This window comes from Nocardia yunnanensis (genome assembly GCF_003626895.1).
GTDB classification, from domain to species: Bacteria; Actinomycetota; Actinomycetes; order Mycobacteriales; family Mycobacteriaceae; genus Nocardia; species Nocardia yunnanensis.
Window position 1 is genome coordinate 909,943 of record NZ_CP032568.1, and the last position, 17,618, is coordinate 927,560.

At 69.3% G+C, this 17,618-nt stretch carries 15 protein-coding genes; 8 read left to right on the forward strand and 7 right to left on the reverse strand.

Annotated elements, in window-relative coordinates; all coding sequences use genetic code 11:
* Positions 1–23 precede the first annotated feature (23 nt).
* On the reverse strand, positions 24–683 hold the full coding sequence (locus D7D52_RS04290) for a hypothetical protein (RefSeq protein ID WP_120735149.1): 660 nt from the start codon (positions 681–683) through the stop codon (positions 24–26).
* A gap of 105 nt (positions 684–788) precedes the next feature.
* On the reverse strand, positions 789–1,412 hold the full coding sequence (locus D7D52_RS04295) for a carbonic anhydrase (RefSeq protein WP_120743793.1): 624 nt from the start codon (positions 1,410–1,412) through the stop codon (positions 789–791).
* A 305-nt stretch (positions 1,413–1,717) separates the two neighbouring features.
* Between D7D52_RS04295 and D7D52_RS04300 the strand changes: the two genes are divergently transcribed.
* Positions 1,718–2,584 carry an HhH-GPD family protein gene (locus tag D7D52_RS04300; RefSeq protein ID WP_120735150.1) on the forward strand — a complete coding sequence of 289 codons (867 nt, stop codon included), beginning with the start codon at positions 1,718–1,720 and terminating at the stop codon, positions 2,582–2,584.
* A gap of 124 nt (positions 2,585–2,708) precedes the next feature.
* Here the strand turns inward: D7D52_RS04300 and D7D52_RS04305 are convergent, their stop codons facing one another.
* The 5 genes from D7D52_RS04305 to kstR form a co-directional block, all read right to left on the reverse strand.
* On the reverse strand, positions 2,709–3,584 hold the full coding sequence (locus tag D7D52_RS04305; RefSeq protein ID WP_120735151.1) for a metal ABC transporter permease: 876 nt from the start codon (positions 3,582–3,584) through the stop codon (positions 2,709–2,711).
* Positions 3,584–4,495, reverse strand: a complete 912-nt coding sequence (locus tag D7D52_RS04310) for a metal ABC transporter ATP-binding protein (RefSeq protein WP_120743794.1) — start codon at positions 4,493–4,495, stop codon at positions 3,584–3,586. The genes D7D52_RS04305 and D7D52_RS04310 overlap by 1 nt, the downstream gene beginning before the upstream one ends.
* 250 nt (positions 4,496–4,745) lie before the next feature.
* The gene (locus D7D52_RS04315; RefSeq protein ID WP_120735152.1) at positions 4,746–5,684 is read right to left on the reverse strand and encodes a metal ABC transporter solute-binding protein, Zn/Mn family; all 939 of its coding nucleotides are present in this window, start codon (positions 5,682–5,684) and stop codon (positions 4,746–4,748) included.
* Positions 5,685–5,882: 198 nt separating this feature from the next.
* Entirely contained in the window at positions 5,883–8,468 is a 2,586-nt protein-coding gene (gene otsB, locus D7D52_RS04320; RefSeq protein ID WP_120735153.1) for a trehalose-phosphatase, read from the reverse strand.
* 293 nt (positions 8,469–8,761) lie between these two features.
* Positions 8,762–9,433 carry a cholesterol catabolism transcriptional regulator KstR gene (gene kstR / locus D7D52_RS04325; protein WP_120735154.1) on the reverse strand — a complete coding sequence of 224 codons (672 nt, stop codon included), beginning with the start codon at positions 9,431–9,433 and terminating at the stop codon, positions 8,762–8,764.
* A gap of 125 nt (positions 9,434–9,558) precedes the next feature.
* Between kstR and D7D52_RS04330 the strand changes: the two genes are divergently transcribed.
* The 7 genes from D7D52_RS04330 (at position 9,559) to D7D52_RS04360 (ending at position 17,444) form a co-directional block, all read left to right on the forward strand.
* The gene (locus tag D7D52_RS04330) at positions 9,559–11,712 is read left to right on the forward strand and encodes an acyl-CoA dehydrogenase family protein (RefSeq protein WP_120735155.1); all 2,154 of its coding nucleotides are present in this window, start codon (positions 9,559–9,561) and stop codon (positions 11,710–11,712) included.
* Positions 11,713–11,737: 25 nt separating this feature from the next.
* Complete coding sequence (locus D7D52_RS04335) at positions 11,738–12,796, forward strand: acyl-CoA dehydrogenase family protein (protein ID WP_120743795.1); 1,059 nt, start codon at positions 11,738–11,740, stop codon at positions 12,794–12,796.
* A complete protein-coding gene (locus D7D52_RS04340) occupies positions 12,781–13,950 on the forward strand; it encodes an acyl-CoA dehydrogenase family protein (protein WP_120735156.1) in 1,170 nt (389 codons plus the stop codon). The genes D7D52_RS04335 and D7D52_RS04340 overlap by 16 nt, the downstream gene beginning before the upstream one ends.
* A 22-nt stretch (positions 13,951–13,972) precedes the next feature.
* On the forward strand, positions 13,973–14,938 hold the full coding sequence (locus D7D52_RS04345) for a bifunctional MaoC family dehydratase N-terminal/OB-fold nucleic acid binding domain-containing protein (protein WP_120735157.1): 966 nt from the start codon (positions 13,973–13,975) through the stop codon (positions 14,936–14,938).
* Positions 14,935–15,342, forward strand: coding sequence for a MaoC family dehydratase (locus tag D7D52_RS04350; RefSeq protein ID WP_120735158.1), 408 nt, complete (start codon positions 14,935–14,937; stop codon positions 15,340–15,342). Before D7D52_RS04345 ends, D7D52_RS04350 begins: the two co-directional genes overlap by 4 nt.
* On the forward strand, positions 15,339–16,532 hold the full coding sequence (locus tag D7D52_RS04355) for a lipid-transfer protein (protein ID WP_425464608.1): 1,194 nt from the start codon (positions 15,339–15,341) through the stop codon (positions 16,530–16,532). The genes D7D52_RS04350 and D7D52_RS04355 overlap by 4 nt, the downstream gene beginning before the upstream one ends.
* 63 nt (positions 16,533–16,595) lie before the next feature.
* Entirely contained in the window at positions 16,596–17,444 is an 849-nt protein-coding gene (locus D7D52_RS04360; RefSeq protein WP_222932783.1) for a helix-turn-helix transcriptional regulator, read from the forward strand.
* Positions 17,445–17,618 lie beyond the last annotated feature (174 nt).

The window sequence follows — 17,618 nt, forward strand, 5'->3', positions numbered from 1 at the left end:
CGACACGGTGCCGGTTTATCGCCTCACGCGATATTGAAGGGTTCGGGGGAACTGCGGACCGAACCGAGCTGCGCCACAACGGTGTACGGCCCGGCGGGGACGGGAACGCGCTCGCCGGCGCAGTTGGGCTGGGAGGTGGAGCCGGACCAGGTCACGGTGAACGCCGCCTGCTGGCCCGGGGCCAGCGTGCGCATGTCGGGGGTGCCGTCGGGGAAGCAGTCGGTGCTCGACCACAGCTTGCGCTGGCCGTCGAGCGACTGCACCTGGACCAGCTGCAGCCCCGAACCCATATCGCGTTCGCAGGCGGCGCTGGAGATATTGGTGATGACGATGCCGAACTGCGGCTGCTCACCGGTCTTGTAGGTGGGCTGCGCGACGGTGACCTTCACGGCCAGCGACTGATCGGGGCACTGGCCCTGCGCGGCCGGGGCGGCGCCTGAGGCCGCGACCCCGGAAGGCTTGGCGGAGATCGGATCCGGCGTGCCCGACGCCCCGGCCTTGGAGGTGGCGGCGGCACTGGCGGGGGTGCTCGCCTTGGCGTCCGTCTTGTGGTCGCCGCCGCCCTTCAACAGCGCGAAGGCGGCCCAGATCACCAGTGCGAGCGCGATCACGACCGCGCCGATCGCGGCCGCGCGGCGGCGCCAGTAGATTTCCGGTGGCAGTGGTCCGTTCGGTTCCAGCACGGTGACAACGGTAAGGGCACCGTCGGGATCACCCCGAGCAGGGTCTCGGCGTGTCGGAGGTGAAAGCGCCTACGGGGGCGGTAAATTCCGCCGCCCCGCCGGGCGTCAGACCAGTTCGCCGATATTGCCGATGACGCGGTGCAGCTTGATCTCGCCGTCGCCGAGGTTGTAGGTGACGCAGGCGATGGCGCATTCGCCGGTGGCCACGCGCTGGGAGATGATCATCGACCGCTGCATGAGCAGGCGGGCGGTCTCCTCGACGTGGCGGGCCTCGAGTTCGTCGACCTCCGACAGTCCTTCGCGGCGGCCGATGAGGATCGAGGGGGTGACGCGCTCGACGACCGAGCGGATGAAACCGCCTGGCACATTGCCGTGATCGAGGGCGTCGATGGTGGCGCGGACCGCGCCGCAGCTGTCGTGACCGAGCACCACGATCAGCGGCACCGACAGCACCTGCACGCCGTATTCGATCGATCCGAGCACCGAGGCGTCGACGACGTGGCCGGCGGTCCGGACCACGAACATGTCCCCGAGACCCTGATCGAAGATGATCTCGGCGGCGACGCGGGAGTCACCGCAACCGAAGAGCACGGCCCCGGGCTGCTGCCCGGCGACCAGCTTGGCGCGGTCGCTCGCGCCCTGTCCGGGGTGCTGCAATGTGCCGTTGACGAAGCGCTCGTTGCCTTCGCGCAGGGCCTTCCAAGCACTGATCGGATTGTTGTGCGGCATGTGTCCCATTTTCCATAGCCGAGTGGTTACCGGCGAGTCCGAGGCGTTACGGCGCGGCAAATACGCGCCTACCGTGCCACAGTCGCCCGCGGTGAGCCCCCGGATCGAGCGAGCGTGTTCTGGCGATACCATCGACGGCGGGTCGGGGTAACCGGGCCGAACCGCGAATGCCAAGGCGACGACTGATTTCGGAACGGTCGGGGTAACTCACCGGGTACGTCCGAAATTCGGCCACCGATCGACCGCCGGCCCGATGCGATACCGGCCGCGCTCCCCACGACCGGCAAAAGTCCCGGGGAGGCGGAATGGACAGCGATGTGCTCATCGACTGGTATCGCGACACCGCGCGCGACTTGCCGTGGCGGCGGCCGGGAGTCACCGCCTGGCAGATCCTGATGAGCGAGATCATGCTGCAGCAGACGCCGGTGGTGCGGGTCGAGCCCATCTGGCGGGAATGGGTGGCCCGGTGGCCGGTGCCCTCCGCCATGGCGGCCGCACCGCAGGGCGAAGTACTGCGCGCCTGGGGCAAGCTCGGCTATCCGCGTCGCGCGCTGCGGCTGCACGAGTGCGCGCGGGTGCTGGCCGAGCAGTACGGCGACGAGGTGCCGACCGAGGTGGAGGTGCTGTTGAGCCTGCCCGGCATCGGCGCGTACACCGCCCGCGCGGTGGCGTGTTTCGCCTACGGACAGCGAGTTCCCGTGGTGGACACCAATGTTCGCCGGGTGGTTGCCCGTGCTGTGCACGGGCGCGCGGACGCCGGGAATCCGGCGGCCCGGGATCTGGCCGAGACCGAGGCGCTGCTGCCCGCCCGGGTGGAACGCGCCGCGATCATGTCGGCGGCGCTGATGGAGTTGGGCGCGCTGGTGTGCACGGCTCGTACCCCCGACTGCGAGCGCTGCCCGCTGCCCAGCTGCGCGTGGGTGACGGCGGGCCGGCCGGCCTCGGAAGTCGTTCGGCGCGTGCAGAAGTACGAGGGCACCGACCGGCAGGCGCGCGGCCGGCTGCTGGATGTGCTGCGGGGCGCGTCGGGTCCGGTGGAGCGGGTGCGCCTGGATCTGGCGTGGACGCGCGATCCGGGACAGCGGGACCGGGCGCTGGACTCCCTGCTGATCGACGGGCTCGTCGAGCAGACCGCCGACGGCCTGTTCGCCCTGGCGGGCGAGGCGGGCTGACCCGTGAGCGCCCCTCCCGGCCGAGGGGTTCGAAACACCGGGAGGGGCGCGCGGGGGCGATCTGCCGCCCCTCATGCGGTAGATCGCGATTTCGCGCGCGAACGAAACTCGGGCGGCGAAAAACTCAGGCGGCGATCAGGACCCGTCGGCGGTTGCGGGTGCGCGCGCCCACCAGACGGCAGACCAGGTAGATGGTGAACGAGATGGTGGTGACGAACGTCGATATGGGTACGCCCGGGGCCAGCGACAGCAGAATGCCGCCTACCGCCGCGATCTCGGCGAACACGATGGACAGCACCGCGACCCGGGCCGGGCTGGCGGTGAGCTGGGCGGCCGCGGCGGCGGGGGTGATGAGCAGCGACAGCACCAGCAGCGCGCCCACGATCTGCACGCCGAAGGCGGCGGTCACGCCGAGCAGCACGGCGAACACGATGGACAGCGCCCGCACCGGAACCCCGCGCGCCACCGCCACTTCCGGATCGGAGCTGGCGAACAGCAGCGGGCGATAGACGGCGGCCAGCACCGCCAGCACAGCGGCGGTACAGGTGGCCAGCAGGCCGAGCCCGGAATTGCCGACGCTCACCACCTGGCCGGTGAGCAGCGAGAACTTGGAGCCCGCGCGTTCGGGGCCCAGCCACAGGAACAGCACCGACAGCCCGAGGCCGAACGACAGCACCACGGCGATGACCGAATCACGTTCGCGGGCACGGGAACCCAGTACGCCGAACAGGACAGCCGCCACCACGGAACCGAAGATAGCGCCGACCCCGACGCCCACCCCTGCCAGCAGTGCGGCGGCCGCGCCAGTCAGCGACAGCTCGCTGGTGCCGTGCACGGCGAACGACATCTGGCGACTGATGATGAGCGGGCCGATGGCGCCGGCCAGCAGGCCGAGCAGTGCGGCGGCGATGACGGCCTGCTGCACGAAGTCGTAGGACAGCAGATGCGCGGTGGTGGAGAGGTCGAACATCTGCGAGAAGAGCTTGGACAGCTTTTCCATTACGCCCGAACCTCTTTCGCGTCGTCGCCCCGGCCCCGCCGGTTGTCCCCGCGGCCCTGCCGGTTGTCCCCATGGCCCTGCCTGTTGTCCCCATGGCAGTGCGCCGCGCCGGATTCGCCGAGGGCGTCCATGGCGTCGCCGGTGCCGACCACGACCAGCCGGCCGCGCACGCGCAGCACGTCCACCTCGGTGCCGTACAGCTCCGAGAGCGTCTCGGAGGTCATGACCTCGTCGGGCGTGCCGATCCGGAACCGTCCGTCGACCAGGTACAGCACCCGATCCACCAGCGGCAGAATGGGATTGATCTCGTGCGTCACGAACAGCACCGCCGTATCGTGGCTGCGCCGCCGCCGGTCGATGAGCTCGGACACCAGCCGCTGATTCGCCAGATCCAGCGACAGCAGCGGTTCGTCGCACAGCAACACCCGCGGATCACCGGCGAGCGCCTGCGCCACCCGCAGCCGCTGCTGCTCACCGCCGGAGAGCGCGTCCAGCGGCGCGTACGCGAACTTCTCCGCGCCGACGGCCGAGATCGCTTCCGCCACTTTCCGTTTGCGCTCCTTGCGTCCCCGGAACCCGAGTCCCCACCGATGCCCGTCGACGCCCAGACCCACCAGGTCGATGCCGCGCAGCGCCGCCCCGCCCTCGATGGTCTTCTGCTGCGGCACGTAACCGATGGCCGGATTCCCCAGCCGCGCGGGCGCTCCCGCCACTTCGGCGGTCCCGGCGCTCAATGCCACCTGTCCCAGCAGCATGCGCAGCATCGAGGTCTTCCCGGATCCGTTGGGTCCGAGCACGGCGATGAACTCTCCGGCCCCGACCTCGAGATCCAGTCCTTCCCAGAGCGTCCGCTCCCCGAACGAGAGCCGAGCGCCCGACAGGCGCACCGCGGGAGTTCCGCTGTGCCGCAGGACATCACGCGAATCCGCGCGATCAGGTGCGGCGGCGGTGTCCGCGCGCGGCGAACGGCCGGCAGCGGTACGGGGTCGGGCCCCGGTCAAGGCGCAGCCGGCCTTCGGCGTGGTGACACCGCTGGCTGTGCCCTGTGCGGGATTCGCTGTGCCCGGTGCGGGATTCGCTGAAGCCTGTGCGGTATTCGCGGTGGCCTGGGCGGGATTCGCGGTCATGGGGTACTCCCGGATGCGGCGGTGGAGCGGACGATCAGGACAGGGCCTTGGCCAGCGCGTCGGCGTTGCCGGTCATCCAGCCGAGGTAGTCCTTGCCCTGCGGCAGGGTCTCGGTGACCTCGACGATGGTGACGCCGGCCTTGTCGGCGGCGGTGCGCAGGTCCTTGGTCAGCTTGTCCTCGGTCTGGATGTTGTAGACCAGGGCGCGAACCTGCTTGGCGTTCAGCAGGTCTCGCACGGTGGCGACGTCGGCGGGGGCCGGATCGGTGCCCTGTTCGATCGCCTCCTGGAAGGCGTGCGGGGTCTTGTCGTCGGCCTTGGCGGCGGTCAGCAGGTACGCCGCCAGCGGTTCGGTCTGCAGGACGGGCTGATTCGGGTGCTCGGCGGCGATCTTGGCGGTGACGGCCTCGATCGGGGCCAGCTTGGCGGTGAAGGCGTTCGCGCGATCGGTGTACGCCTGCTTGTGATCCGGGTCGACCTGCCCCAGGGCGTCGGCGATGTGCGCGGCGACGTGGCCGACCTGGTGCAGGTCGTACCAGACGTGCTCGTTGGCCTCGTGCTCGTGCGTGTCGGCGGCGGGAGCCGGTGTGGCCGTGCCGCTTTCGTGCTCGTGGTCGCCGCCGGTGGCGATGTCGAAGGCGTTCACGGTGGTCTTGTTCTTGCCCGCGATGGCCTTGTCGATGAACTCGTCGTAGTGCCCGCCGTTGTACACGACGAGCTTGGCGTCGGTGATCTTGGCGGCGTCGGCGGGGGAGACCTCGAACGAGTGCGGGTCCACGCTCGGATCGTCGATGATCGATTCGACCCGCACCTCCGGCCCGGCGATGGCCTTGGTGATGTCGCCCCAAACATTGGTGGAGGCGACGACGGTGAGTCCGTCGGAATTCCTGCTGCCGCCGCACGCTGTCAGGGTGGCGACGGTCGCGAGTCCTGCGGCGAAAACGGCAAAACCTCGGGCAAAGCTTCTGGTCACGCTGGAACTCCTGGCACTGCGGCTTAACAGTAACGAAAACGATTGCCATTTGAATGTAGCGCAAACGACCGTTAGGTCCCTAGCCCGGAGCGGAAAGATGTGTCCTGGACCACCGGGGCAACCCGCGGACACCGGACATGACAATGGCCCCCGCGAACAGGGTTCGCGGGGGCCACGGGGGTTCGACGTGGCGTCGGCTCAGCCTCCGATGCCCGGTGTGAGCGCGGCCACCGGCTGGCTCAGCAACTGCGCGCAACGCAACAACCCGAGGTGGCTGTAGGCCTGCGGGTGATTGCCCAGCGAGCGTTCGGCGACCGGGTCGTACTCCTCCGAGAGCAGACCGGTCGGTCCCGCCACATCCACCAGCTGCGCGAACAACGCCTCGGCGTCCTCCCGCTTGCCGATCAGCAGATACGCCTCGACCAGCCAGGCCGCGCACAGGTGGAATCCGCCCTCGCCGCCGGGCAGCCCGTCGTCGTGGTGGTAGCGGTACACGGTCGACCCGCTGCGCAGCTCGGCCTCGGTGGCCACCACGGTGGCCGCGAAGCGCGGATCCGAGGGATCGATGAGCCCCGACAGCCCGATGTGCAGGGTGGCGGCGTCGAGGTCGGTGCCCTCGTAGGCCGCCGTGTAGGACTGGACCTCGTCGTTCCAGCCCTCCTTCTTGACCTCGTCGGAGATGGTGTCGCGCAGCGTCTCCCACTCCGGGTCGATCGGCCGGCCGAACTGCCGCGCCAGGGTGAGCGCCCGGTCGACGGTGAGCCAGCCCATCACCTTCGAGTACACGTGGTGGCGCGGATTGCCGCGGATCTCCCAGATGCCGTGATCGGGTTCGCGCCAGCGCCGCTGCACCGCGGAGACCATGGCGTGCACCAGTTCCCAGTCCATATCGGGCAGCGCCTTGGCGGGATCGTCGATGCCCTTGCGTTCTCGCGCGTGCGCCAGCTGGGAGATGAGGTCCACGATGGGACCGAACACGTCCAGCTGCACCTGCATGTTCGCCGCGTTGCCGACGCGCACCGGCCGTGAACCGGCGTAGCCGGGCAGCTGATCGATGACGGCCTCGGGCGGCAGGGTCTCGCCGTAGAGGGTGTAGAGCGGGTGCAGGCGTTCGGGTCCGGGCAGGGTCTCGAGCACCCGGTGCACCCACGCCAGCAGGTCCTCGGCCTCGCCGATCGAGCCCAGCGACACCAGTGCGGACGCGGTCAGCGACGCGTCGCGCAGCCAGCAGTAGCGGTAGTCCCAGTTGCGCACGCCGCCGATGTCCTCGGGCAGGGAGGTGGTGGCGGCGGCCAGGATGGACCCGGACGGCGCGTGCACCAGCCCGCGCAGGGTGAGCGCGGACCGCTTCATCAGATCTGGCTTGAGCGGCGGCAGCTCGAGAGTGCCGACCCACTCGGCCCAGTACCGCTCGGCTTCGCGGCGGCGTTCCGCCTCGGGCCGCATGGCGGGCGCGAGATCGGAGGTGCCGCAGCGCATTTCGAGCACGATCGGACCCTGGCGCGGGTCGACCACGGCATGCGCGGTGTGGTGGTTGCCCTCGTCGAGGATCTGCCATTCCACGCCGGGGGAGCGCAGCACGATGGGATCGTTGGTGCCCTCGACCTTGAGCCCGCCGGTGGCGTGCACCAGCCGCACCGGCACCTGCCCGAACTCGGGGCGCGGCGCGAAGGTGATGACGGCCCGGGCGTCGCCGGTGATGACGCGGGTCAGATCGGTGCGTTCGGGGACCACGTCGTGCGGCAGGTAGTCCACGACTCGCAAACTGGACCAACGGGTTTCGACGGTCATGGTGCCGTCGACGTACCGCTGCGACAGCGGCAGCCCCGCGCGTTCGGGCTGGATGGTGAAGTGCCCCGCGCCCTGCCCGCCCAGCAGGTGGGCGAAGACGGCCGCGGAGTCGGGTTCGGGATGGCACAGCCAGGTGATGGTGCCGTCGGGGGTGACCAGGGCCTTGGAACGCGGGCTGGCCAGCATGGTCAGCCGCTCGATTCGGGGGGCGCTGGCACCTGCCAACCACGTGCGGCGCTCCTCGAGGAGAAACGCCAGCGCCTTCGACACCTCCTCGGTGCTGGCCACGCGGTATTTGGCGAGGGAGTCGCCCTCGCCGACCTTGATGCCGACGTCCGGTCCGGACAGGCGGGTGAACGCCTTCTCGTCGGTGACGTCGTCGCCGATGAACACCGCGGCCGAGGCGCCCTGCTGATGCCGGACGATATCGAGCGCCGCACCCTTGTCGGTCTCGACGACCGCGAGCTCGATGACCTCTTTGCCTTCGGTGGTCTGCACGCCCACCCAGCTGGCCGGACCCTGACGCACCGCGACCAGCGCCCGACGCCCGATCTCGGGGCTGGCGTTGCGGACGTGCAGGGCCACACTGGCCGGTTTTATCTCGACCGATGCGCCCGGATTGTCCTGAGCGATCTGGTTGAGGGTCGTAGTGACCTCGGCGAGTAGCTGTTTGGCGTCGTTGTCGATGGCGTGCACGAAGCCGACATCGAATTCCGAACCGTGGCTACCGATCAGCTGCACCTCGACGGGCAACCGGGACAGGGCCGCGAGATCGCGCAGGGCGCGACCGGAAATCACGGCGGCGGTGGTTCCGGTGAGACCGGCGAGAGCGCGCAGGGCGCTCACCGACTCCCGATGGGGATAGGCCTTCGTCGGGTCGGAGACGATGGGCGCGATCGTCCCGTCGTAGTCCGATGCGACCAGCAACCGTGGCACGCGGGCGATGGCCGACAGGGCACGGCGAAGTTCCAGTGACAAATCCTGTGCGCTCACGCATCCAACCTAATGATCGGAGGAGATTTTTCAGGGCGCGAGTGATGCTACTGGGTCTTGATTGCCCACTCGTGTGGGCGGTGATACATAGCGTTTACAAGACACTTCCGCGGCGTTCACTCGTTTTGTGAGATACCCGCGAGCTACTCGCCGTTAACCCCATTTGACCAGCTGTGATCGAGCTAACGACGAAGGGTTGCCCGGTTCTCCGGACCGGGCAACCCTTCTCGTTATGGCGAACGCACACCGTGCGTTCGCCCGCGCGCCGCTGCTCGCGGCGCGTCTGGAAATCGCTACTCGCTCTTGCCGATGAGCAGATCGACGGTCAGCTCGAGGCGCTCGCTCACGTCGGTGGCGGAGGCGCGGCGGGTGAGCCAGGCCACCAGGTTCGACAGCCACACATCGGAAATGACTCGGGCGATGGCCAACTCGCGGTCGGTGGGCGTCTCGTCGGACAGGGCGCGCGCGAAGAAGCGGTCCATCACCTTGCCGACGCGATCGACCTCGGCGGCCGCGGAGGCGTCGGCGAACATGAAGGCGCGGGTCATGGCCTCGGTGAGCAGTGGGTCGCGCTGCATGGCGCGGGTGACCTGGGTCAGCAGCAGGTGCATGCGCTCCTGCGGGGTGGCCCCGGCCAGCGGCTTGCGCCGGCCCTCGAACTGCTCGAATTCCCGTGCCAGCGCGGACACCAGCAGGTGCACCTTGGAGGGGAAGTACCGGTACAGCGTGCCGACGGCGACGTCCGCGCGTTCGGCGACGGCGCGCATCTGGACCGCGTCGTAGCCGCCCTTGGAGGCCAGCGCGAGGGTGGCGTCGAGGATGCGCTTGCGCCGGTCGCGCTGCGCCGCCGAGCTCAGGTCCTCCTCGCTGAGGGTGGTGACGGGCGCGGTGCGTCCACCGGGGGCCGACGCGGCGCGTCCGGCGTCGGCACCGTCGGCGGCCTGCGATCGGGAGGGACTGGCCATCGGTTGAAAGTCCTTTCCTGCACACGAGTTCGTACCGCGACCGGAACGGCGCTTGACTTCCGCCCGGCTCGAACATTAGAACATGTTCTAGGAGTGGAAGTCACGCCGGAAAGGCGGTATGGAGTGTGACCATAGCCACCACTGACGAGCATAAAGCCGTTCAGGAATCGATGCGCGGATGGGCCGCAGCGGTGCGTCCAATTGCAACACTGCGTTCAGGGGCACCCGAATTCTGGCGCGAATACTGGCCGCGCCTGGCCGAACTCGGAATTTTCCGGGTCGCCGTGCCGGAGCACGCCGGGGGCGCGGGCGGAACCGTCGGGGACCTGGCCGTGCTGGTGGAGCAGGCGGCGCACGATCTGGTCGGCGGACCGGTGCTCTCGACGGCGCTGGCGGGACTCGTCACCGGCGAGGCGCTCGACGAGATTACGCCATGCGGCGTCGCGCTCGCGGACGAAATCGCAATCTCGGCAAGCGAATCCGGCGCCCTGGTGTCCGGTGAGTGGGACACGGTGCTCGGCGCCGCGCCGGGCGCCGCGGTGCTGGTGCCGGTGCGTTCCGGCGATCGCCACCTGTGGGCCCTGATCGACGCGGACGCCGCGGGACTGCGCGTCGAGCCGCTGGCCGGAATCGACCAGAGCGTGCCGCTGGCGAAGGTGGTGTGCGCCGAGGTCGCCGTGGCCGCGGACCGCCTGTTCGAGCCGGACTTCTCGGTGCCGGACGTGGCCGCCGCCCTGGTCGCCGCCGAGGCCGCGGGCATCGCGGGCTGGTGCCTCGAGACCGCCACCGAGTACGCGAAGGTGCGAGAGCAGTTCGGCCGCAAGATCGGTGAGTTCCAGGCGATCAAGCACCTGTGCGCGTGGATGCTGTGCCGGGCCGAGCAGATTCGCGCGGTGGCCGCCGATGCCGCCGCCGCGGTCGACTCCGGCAGCGCGGAGCTGCGGCTGGCCGCGGCCGTCGCGCTCGCGGTGGCACTGGACGCGGCGGTCGAGAACGCCAAGGACTGCATCCAGGTGCTGGGCGGCATCGGATTCACCTGGGAGCACGACGCGCACCTGTACCTGCGCCGGGCGACCGCGCTGCGGCAGCTGCTCGGCGGTTCGGCGCGCTGGCGTGCGCGGGTCGCGGAGCTGACGCTGGCCGGCGTGCGCCGCACGATCAGCATCGATCTGGCCGACGACGAGGCCGGATCGGCCTGGGAGGCAGCCGGTTTGGATGCCGCCGAGGCGGCGGTGCTGGCGGCCGACCTGGCCGCGATCGCGGCGCTGCCGGAGGCCGAGCAGCGACGGGCGCTGGCCGAAGCGGGCCTGCTGGCCTCGCACTGGCCGGCCCCCTACGGTCGCGGCGCGGGGCCGATCCTGCGGACCCAGATCGAGGATCAGATCCGGCAGGCCGGTATCGAGTTGCCCGACATCGTGATTGCCAACTGGGCGATCCCGACGCTGCTGCAGTGGGGCACCCCGGAGCAGATCGAGCGCTTCGCCATGCCGACCCTGACGGGTGAGGTCATCTGGTGTCAGCTGTTCTCCGAGCCGGGCGCGGGATCGGACCTGGCCTCGCTGCGCACCGTGGCCGAGCGGGTCGAGGGCGGCTGGAAGCTCAATGGCCAGAAGGTGTGGACCTCGCTGGCGGACAAGGCCACCTGGGGTATCTGCCTGGCGCGCACCGACAATGCCGCGCCGAAGCACAAGGGCATCAGCTATTTCCTGGTCGATATGAAGAGCACCGGGCTGGACATCCGGCCGCTGGTGGAGATCACCGGCGAGGCGCGCTTCAACGAGGTCTTCTTCGATGACGTGTTCGTTCCGGACGAATGCTTGGTCGGTGACCTGGGCAATGGCTGGAAGATCGCGCGGTCCACACTCACCGCCGAGCGAGTCGCCATGGGCGGCAAGGGAATCGGTGACGAGCTGGAGGCGATGATCGCGGCCGCTCCCACCACGGGTCCGGGCGCCGAGGTGATCGCGGACCGGCTCGGCGCGCTCATCTCAGAGTCGGTTGCCGGAACGTTGCTAGAAGCTCGTGCCGCGCAGAAACTGCTGTCCGGCGGCGACCCCGCCGCGCAGAGCAGCGTGCGCAAACTGGTCGGCGTGCGGCACCGGCAGGCAGTAGCCGAATTTGCCGTCGAACTATCCGGTGCGGCCGGTGCTCTGGACTCCGACGTGGTGAAAGAATTCCTGCTCACACGCTGTTTGTCGATTGCGGGCGGGACCGAGCAGATTCTGTTGACCGTCGCCGGTGAACGGATCCTCGGGCTGCCACGCGAGTCGCACGGCTAGCCCACACTCAATCGGGAGCATGGAATTGGACTTCACCAGGGACGAGAGCCAGGACGCTGTCGCCGAGGTTGTCGTAAGTTTGCTGGAACGTGAGAGCGCGCGCGATTTCACGCTCTGGCCGGTCATTTCGGACAGCGGTCTGCTGGCCGTGCCGCTGCCCGAGCAGTTCGGCGGCGACGGTATGGGTCTGCTCGAGGTCTCGGCCCTGCTCACCGAGCTGGCCACCGATGCCGCGCAGGTGCCCGCGCTGAGCACGCTGGGCTTCGGCGTGCTGCCGCTGAAGGCGATCGGCGTGCCGGAGGGCTTGGCGGCCAAGCTGTTTCCCGCCGTGGCCGAGGGCGCGGTGCTGACCGCCGCCCTGCACGAGACCGGTGCGCCGTTCACCGTGAAGCCGGAGACCACCGCGGTCACCGACGGCGCGACGGTGCGGATCAGCGGCCACAAGGTGGCGGTGCCCTACGCCGACATCGCGCGCTGGATCCTGGTGCCCACCGACAACGGCCTCGCCGTGGTGGACGGGGACGCCGCCGGCCTCACCCGCACCCAGAGCCCGAGTTCCGATGGCGTGCCGGAGTTCTCGCTCGCCCTCGAGAACGTGGCGATCCCGGCCGAGCAGCTGCTGCCCGGCGGGTTGACCGAACTGCACCGCTTCGCGCTGGCGAGCATCGGCGCGGTGGCCGACGGCTTGCTGAAGGGCGTCGTCGCGCTGACCGCCGAACATGTGCGCACCCGGCGGCAGTTCGGGCGTCCGCTGGCCGAATTCCAGGCTGTCGCACAGCAGATCGCCGATGTCTACGTGGTGTCGCGGACCCTGCACGTGGCCGCCTGTTCGGCCGCCTGGGCGCTGGCCCAGGAGCAGCCGGACACCGAGCGCGTCGACGACGATCTCGACGTGCTGGCCTTCGCGGTGGCCTCGGAGCTGCCGGCGGCCATGCAGAAGTGCCATCACCTGCACGGTGGTCTGGGCGTGGACATCACCCATCCGTTGCACCGCTACTACTCACAGGCCAAGGACATCGCCCGCTGGCTCGGCGGCGAGTCGTTTCGGCTGGACCGATTGGGAGCCAGATGCTCATCGAACTGACCGCGGAACAGCGCCAGCTGCGCGACGAACTGCGTTCGTACTTCGCCACTCTCGTGACTCCCGAAGAGGAGGCCGAGATGCTGGTGAACCGGCACGGTGACGCCTATCGGGCCGTGGTCAAGCGGATGGGCCGCGACGGCAAGCTCGGCGTCGGCTGGCCCAAGGAGTACGGCGGGCAGGGCTTCGGGCCGCTGGAACAGCAGATCTTCTACAACGAGGCGGTGCGGGCCGATGTGCCCGTACCCCTGGTGACGCTGCTGACCGTCGGCCCGGCGCTGCAGTCCTTCGGCACCGAGGAGCAGAAGCGTAAGTTCCTGCCCGGAATCCTCACCGGCGACGTGCATTTCGCCATCGGGTACTCCGAGCCGGACGCGGGCACCGACCTGGCGGCGCTGCGCACCTCCGCGGTGCGCGACGCCAACGGCGACTGGATCGTCAACGGGCAGAAGATCTTCACCACCGGTGCGCACGAGGCCGACTACGTCTGGCTGGCGGTGCGCACCGGTCCGGTCGAGGCGCGGCACAAGGCCATCAGCATCCTGATTGTGGATACCAAGGATCCCGGCTACTCCTGGACCCCGATCATCACCGCCGACGGTGCGCATCACACCAACGCCACCTACTTCGACAATGTGCGCGTCCCCGCGGACATGCTGGTCGGGGCGGAGAACGGCGGCTGGAAGCTGATCACCACCCAGCTCAATCACGAGCGGGTGAGCCTGGGCCCGTCCGGCAAGATCGAGCAGCTCTACGAGCGGGTGCGCGAATGGGCGCAGAAGCAGGGCGTGCTGGGGGAGACCGAGGTGCGGCGCTCGCTGGGCCGGCTGCACGCCATGACGCGGCTCAACGAGCTGCTGAACTGGCAGGTCGCGTCGAATATGGAACGCCCCGACGCCGATCCGCGCGATGTCATCGCCGACGCCTCGGCGACCAAGGTGTACTCCACCGAGGCGCTGCAGCAGGCGGGCCGGCTGGCCGAGGAGATCGTGGGCCGCTTCGGCGATCCCGCCGATCAGGCCACCGCGGACCTGCTGGTCTGGCTGGACATGCGCACCAAACAGAACCTGGTGGTGACCTTCGGCGGCGGCGTCAACGAGGTCATGCGGGAACTGATCGCCCAGATGGGCCTGCGGCTGCCCCGGGTTCCGCGTTAGACAGCCTGAGGAGAGATCAAGCGTGACAACGAGTTTCACGGCCGACGAGATCCGCGCGGGCCTGGAGAAGATCAAGGCCGACGGTGAGTCCGCGCCGCGCGCGGGCCGGGATCCGATCAATCAGCCCATGATCAACAACTGGGTCGAGGCGATCGGCGACGCCAACCCGATCTACGTGGACGAGGCCGCCGCCAAGGCGGCCGGGCATCCCGGGATCGTGGCCCCGCCGGCCATGGCGCAGGTGTGGACCATGCTGGGGCTGGGCGGCATTCGCGCCGACGACGACCCCATGACCCGCACCAATGAGCTGTTCGACGCGGCCGGGTTCACCTCGGTGGTCGCCACCAACTGCGAGCAGGTGTACCACCGCTACCTGGAGCTGGGCGAGCAGGTGACGGTGCGCACCAGCATCGGGGACATCGTGGGGCCCAAGAAGACCGGGCTCGGCGACGGCTGGTTCACCACCTACCTCACCGACTGGTACGTGGGCGACGAGCTGGTCACCGAGATGAAGTTCCGGATGCTGAAGTTCGTGCCGGGCACCGGAAAGTCCGCCGCTCCCAAGCAATCCGGTGACATCTCCGCCGAGGACCTGGCCAAGCGGGTGCGGCCGACCGTCTCCAAGGACACCGAGTTCTTCTGGGACGGCGTGAAACTCGGCGAACTGCGGATTCAGCAGCGGCCGGACGGGTCGTTGCAGCATCCGCCGGTGCCGGCGCTGTGGAAGGACCACACCGAGCAGAGCGACTACGTCGTGGCCTCGGGCAAGGGGACCGTGTTCAGCTTCGTGGTGCATCACGCGCCGCGGGTGCCGGGACGGCAGCTGCCGTATGTGATCGCCCTGGTCGAGTTGGCGGAGGGTGTGCGGATGCTCGGTGAGCTGACGGGCATCGACCCCGCCGACGTCGAGGTGGGTCTGCCGGTCGAGGTCGGATTCCTGAAGCTCGACGACGACAACACCGTGCCCTACTGGAAGGCAGTGCGATGACCACACTCTCGACCGTCGAGGTCGGAACCACGCTGCCGCAGTTGGTGATTCACGCCGACACCACGTTCATCGTCTCGACCGCGCTGGCCACCCGGGACTTCCAGGACGTGCACCACGACCGCGACAAGGCGGTGGCGCGCGGCTCCAAGGACATCTTCGTCAACATCCTCACCGACACCGGTCTGGTGCAGCGGTTCGTGACGGACTGGGCCGGCCCGACGGCGCGCGTCAAGTCCATCGCGCTGCGCCTGGGCGTGCCGCTGTACGCGGGTGACACCCTCACCCTGACCGGCACCGTCTCGGCCGTGGACGGCGCGGACGTCACCATCGACGTGGTCGGCAAGGATTCGCTCGGCGACCACATCTCGGCGAAAGCCGTCATCGCCCTGGAGGATTCGAAGTGACCGAGATCGACGGCCGCAACGGGCTGAGCCGCAAGGCCGCCATCGTCGGCATCGGCGCGACCGACTTCTCCAAGGACTCCGGTCGCAGCGAACTGCGCCTGGCCGCCGAGGCGGTCACCGCCGCCCTCGCCGACGCGGGCCTCACGCCCGCCGACGTGGACGGGCTGACGACCTTCACCATGGACACCAATACCCAGGCCGCCGTGGCGCGCGCCACGGGCATCCCGTCCTTGAAGTTCTTCAGCAACATCCCCTTCGGCGGCGGCGCGGCGGCGGCGACCGTGCAGCACGCCGCCATGGCGGTGGCGACCGGGATCGCGGATGTCGTTGTCGCGTATCGCGCTTTCAACGAGCGGTCCGGAAATCGGTTCGGGCAGTTCGCGACTCACCTCGCCACCGGCAATCCGAGCTCGTCCGGGGTGGACAACGCGTTCTCCTACACGCACGGCCTGGGCACCCCGGCCGCGCAGGTGGCCATGGTGGCGCGGCGCTACATGCACGTATACGGCGCGCGCAGTGCGGATTTCGGCCGGGTGGCGGTGGCCGACCGCAAGCACGCGGCGGTGAATCCGGCGGCCCACTTCTACGGCAAGCCGATCACCCTCGAGGAGCATCAGGCTTCCCGCTGGATCGCGGAACCGCTGCACCTGCTGGACTGCTGCCAGGAGACCGACGGCGGCGTGGCCCTGGTCATCACCTCGGCCGACCGTGCCAAGGACCTGCCCAACACCCCGGCCCTGATCGCCGGCGCCGCACAGGGTTCCGGCGCGGACCAGTACGTCATGACCAGCTACTACCGCGACGCCATGACCGGCCTCCCGGAAATGGGCCTGGTCGGCGACCAACTGTGGGCCCAATCCGGCCTGCGCCCCGAGGACATGCAGGCGGGCATCCTCTACGACCACTTCACCCCGTTCGTGCTCATGCAGCTCGAGGAACTCGGCTTCTGCGCCCGCGGCGAGGCGAAGGACTTCATCGCCGACGGCGCCATCGAACTCGGCGGCCGCCTCCCCCTCAACACCCACGGCGGCCAGTTGGGCGAGGCCTACATCCACGGCATGAACGGCATAGCCGAAGGCGTCCGCCAAATCCGCGGCACCTCGGTCAACCAGGTCCAGAACCTGGAGAACATCATCGTCACCGCCGGCACCGGCGTCCCCACCTCGGGCCTGGTCCTGACCACCAACTGAGCGACGACGGAAGGCCCGGACGATCGGCGTGATCGTCCGGGCCTTCGCCATAGAATCGGCCTGGTGTCCGACAAGTCTGAAATGGGTGAGTTTCTGCGATCGCGGCGGGGGCGGTTGCGTCCCGAGGAGCTCGGCTTGCCGGTGTGGGGGCGGCGGCGGGTGCCGGGGTTGCGGCGCGAGGAGGTCGCGCAGCTGGCCGGGGTGAGCGTCGAGTATTACGTGCGGTTGGAACAGGGGCGGGCCGAGGCGGTGTCGGAGGGCATCGTGGACGCCATCGCGGGGGCGCTGATGTTGAGCGAGGACGAGCGGCGGCATCTGCGTAATCTGGCGCGGCCGCCGCGCTCGCTGTCGCGGGCGGGCGGACCGCTGCGGCCGGGGCTGCAGCAGCTGCTCGATTCGATGACCCGCGCGCCCGCGTATATCGTCGGACACCGCACCGACATTCTGGGGTGGAATGCCGCCGCGGTGGCGGTGTTCGGCATCGACTTCGCGCGGCTGCCCGAATCCGAGCGCAGCTGGATGCATCTCGTCTTCTTCGATCCGCACATCCGGGCGATCACCGCCGATCTGGACTTGGTCGCGGGTCATATCGCCGCCGATATGCGTCTGCAGGCCAGTCATCGGCCCGACGATCCGGAACTGCGTACTCTGCTGCGCGACATGACCGCCCGCAGCCCCGAGTTCCGCGAGTACTGGGAGACCCACGAGGTCAGCGACTTTCAGTACGGCCGGTACGTCGTCCACCACCCGACCGTGGGCGAACTCCAGCTCGACTACGAATTGCTCGACATCCCAGGCGAACCCGGCGTCCGCGCCCTCATCGCCTACACCGCCGCCCCCGGCACCGACACCGCCCGCGCCCTCGACGCACTGCTGGCATCCAGCACCTCCGAGACCAACCGTGCCAGCTGATCGGTCATTCGATCGGGCGGAAACAGCCACAGCCCAAGGGAAGTCGAGCCCGCCTCCAGCAGAGCGGCCAGCCGGCTCCGAACCTGCTCCGGCGTACCGGGACTCCGAATTCCGTCATCCAGGCATCCGCGACCGTCGATTCGACGGTGGGCCACGAGAGCCTCGACTGCTCTG

Coding starts and splice junctions, on each gene's coding strand:
- D7D52_RS04295 (WP_120743793.1), bottom strand. CDS start 1,412: ATGCCGCACAACAATCCGATCAGTGCTTGGAAGGCCCTGCGCGAAGGC.
- D7D52_RS04300 (WP_120735150.1), top strand. CDS start 1,718: ATGGACAGCGATGTGCTCATCGACTGGTATCGCGACACCGCGCGCGAC.
- D7D52_RS04305 (WP_120735151.1), bottom strand. CDS start 3,584: ATGGAAAAGCTGTCCAAGCTCTTCTCGCAGATGTTCGACCTCTCCACC.
- kstR (WP_120735154.1), bottom strand. CDS start 9,433: ATGGCCAGTCCCTCCCGATCGCAGGCCGCCGACGGTGCCGACGCCGGA.
- D7D52_RS04340 (WP_120735156.1), top strand. CDS start 12,781: ATGCTCATCGAACTGACCGCGGAACAGCGCCAGCTGCGCGACGAACTG.
- D7D52_RS04350 (WP_120735158.1), top strand. CDS start 14,935: ATGACCACACTCTCGACCGTCGAGGTCGGAACCACGCTGCCGCAGTTG.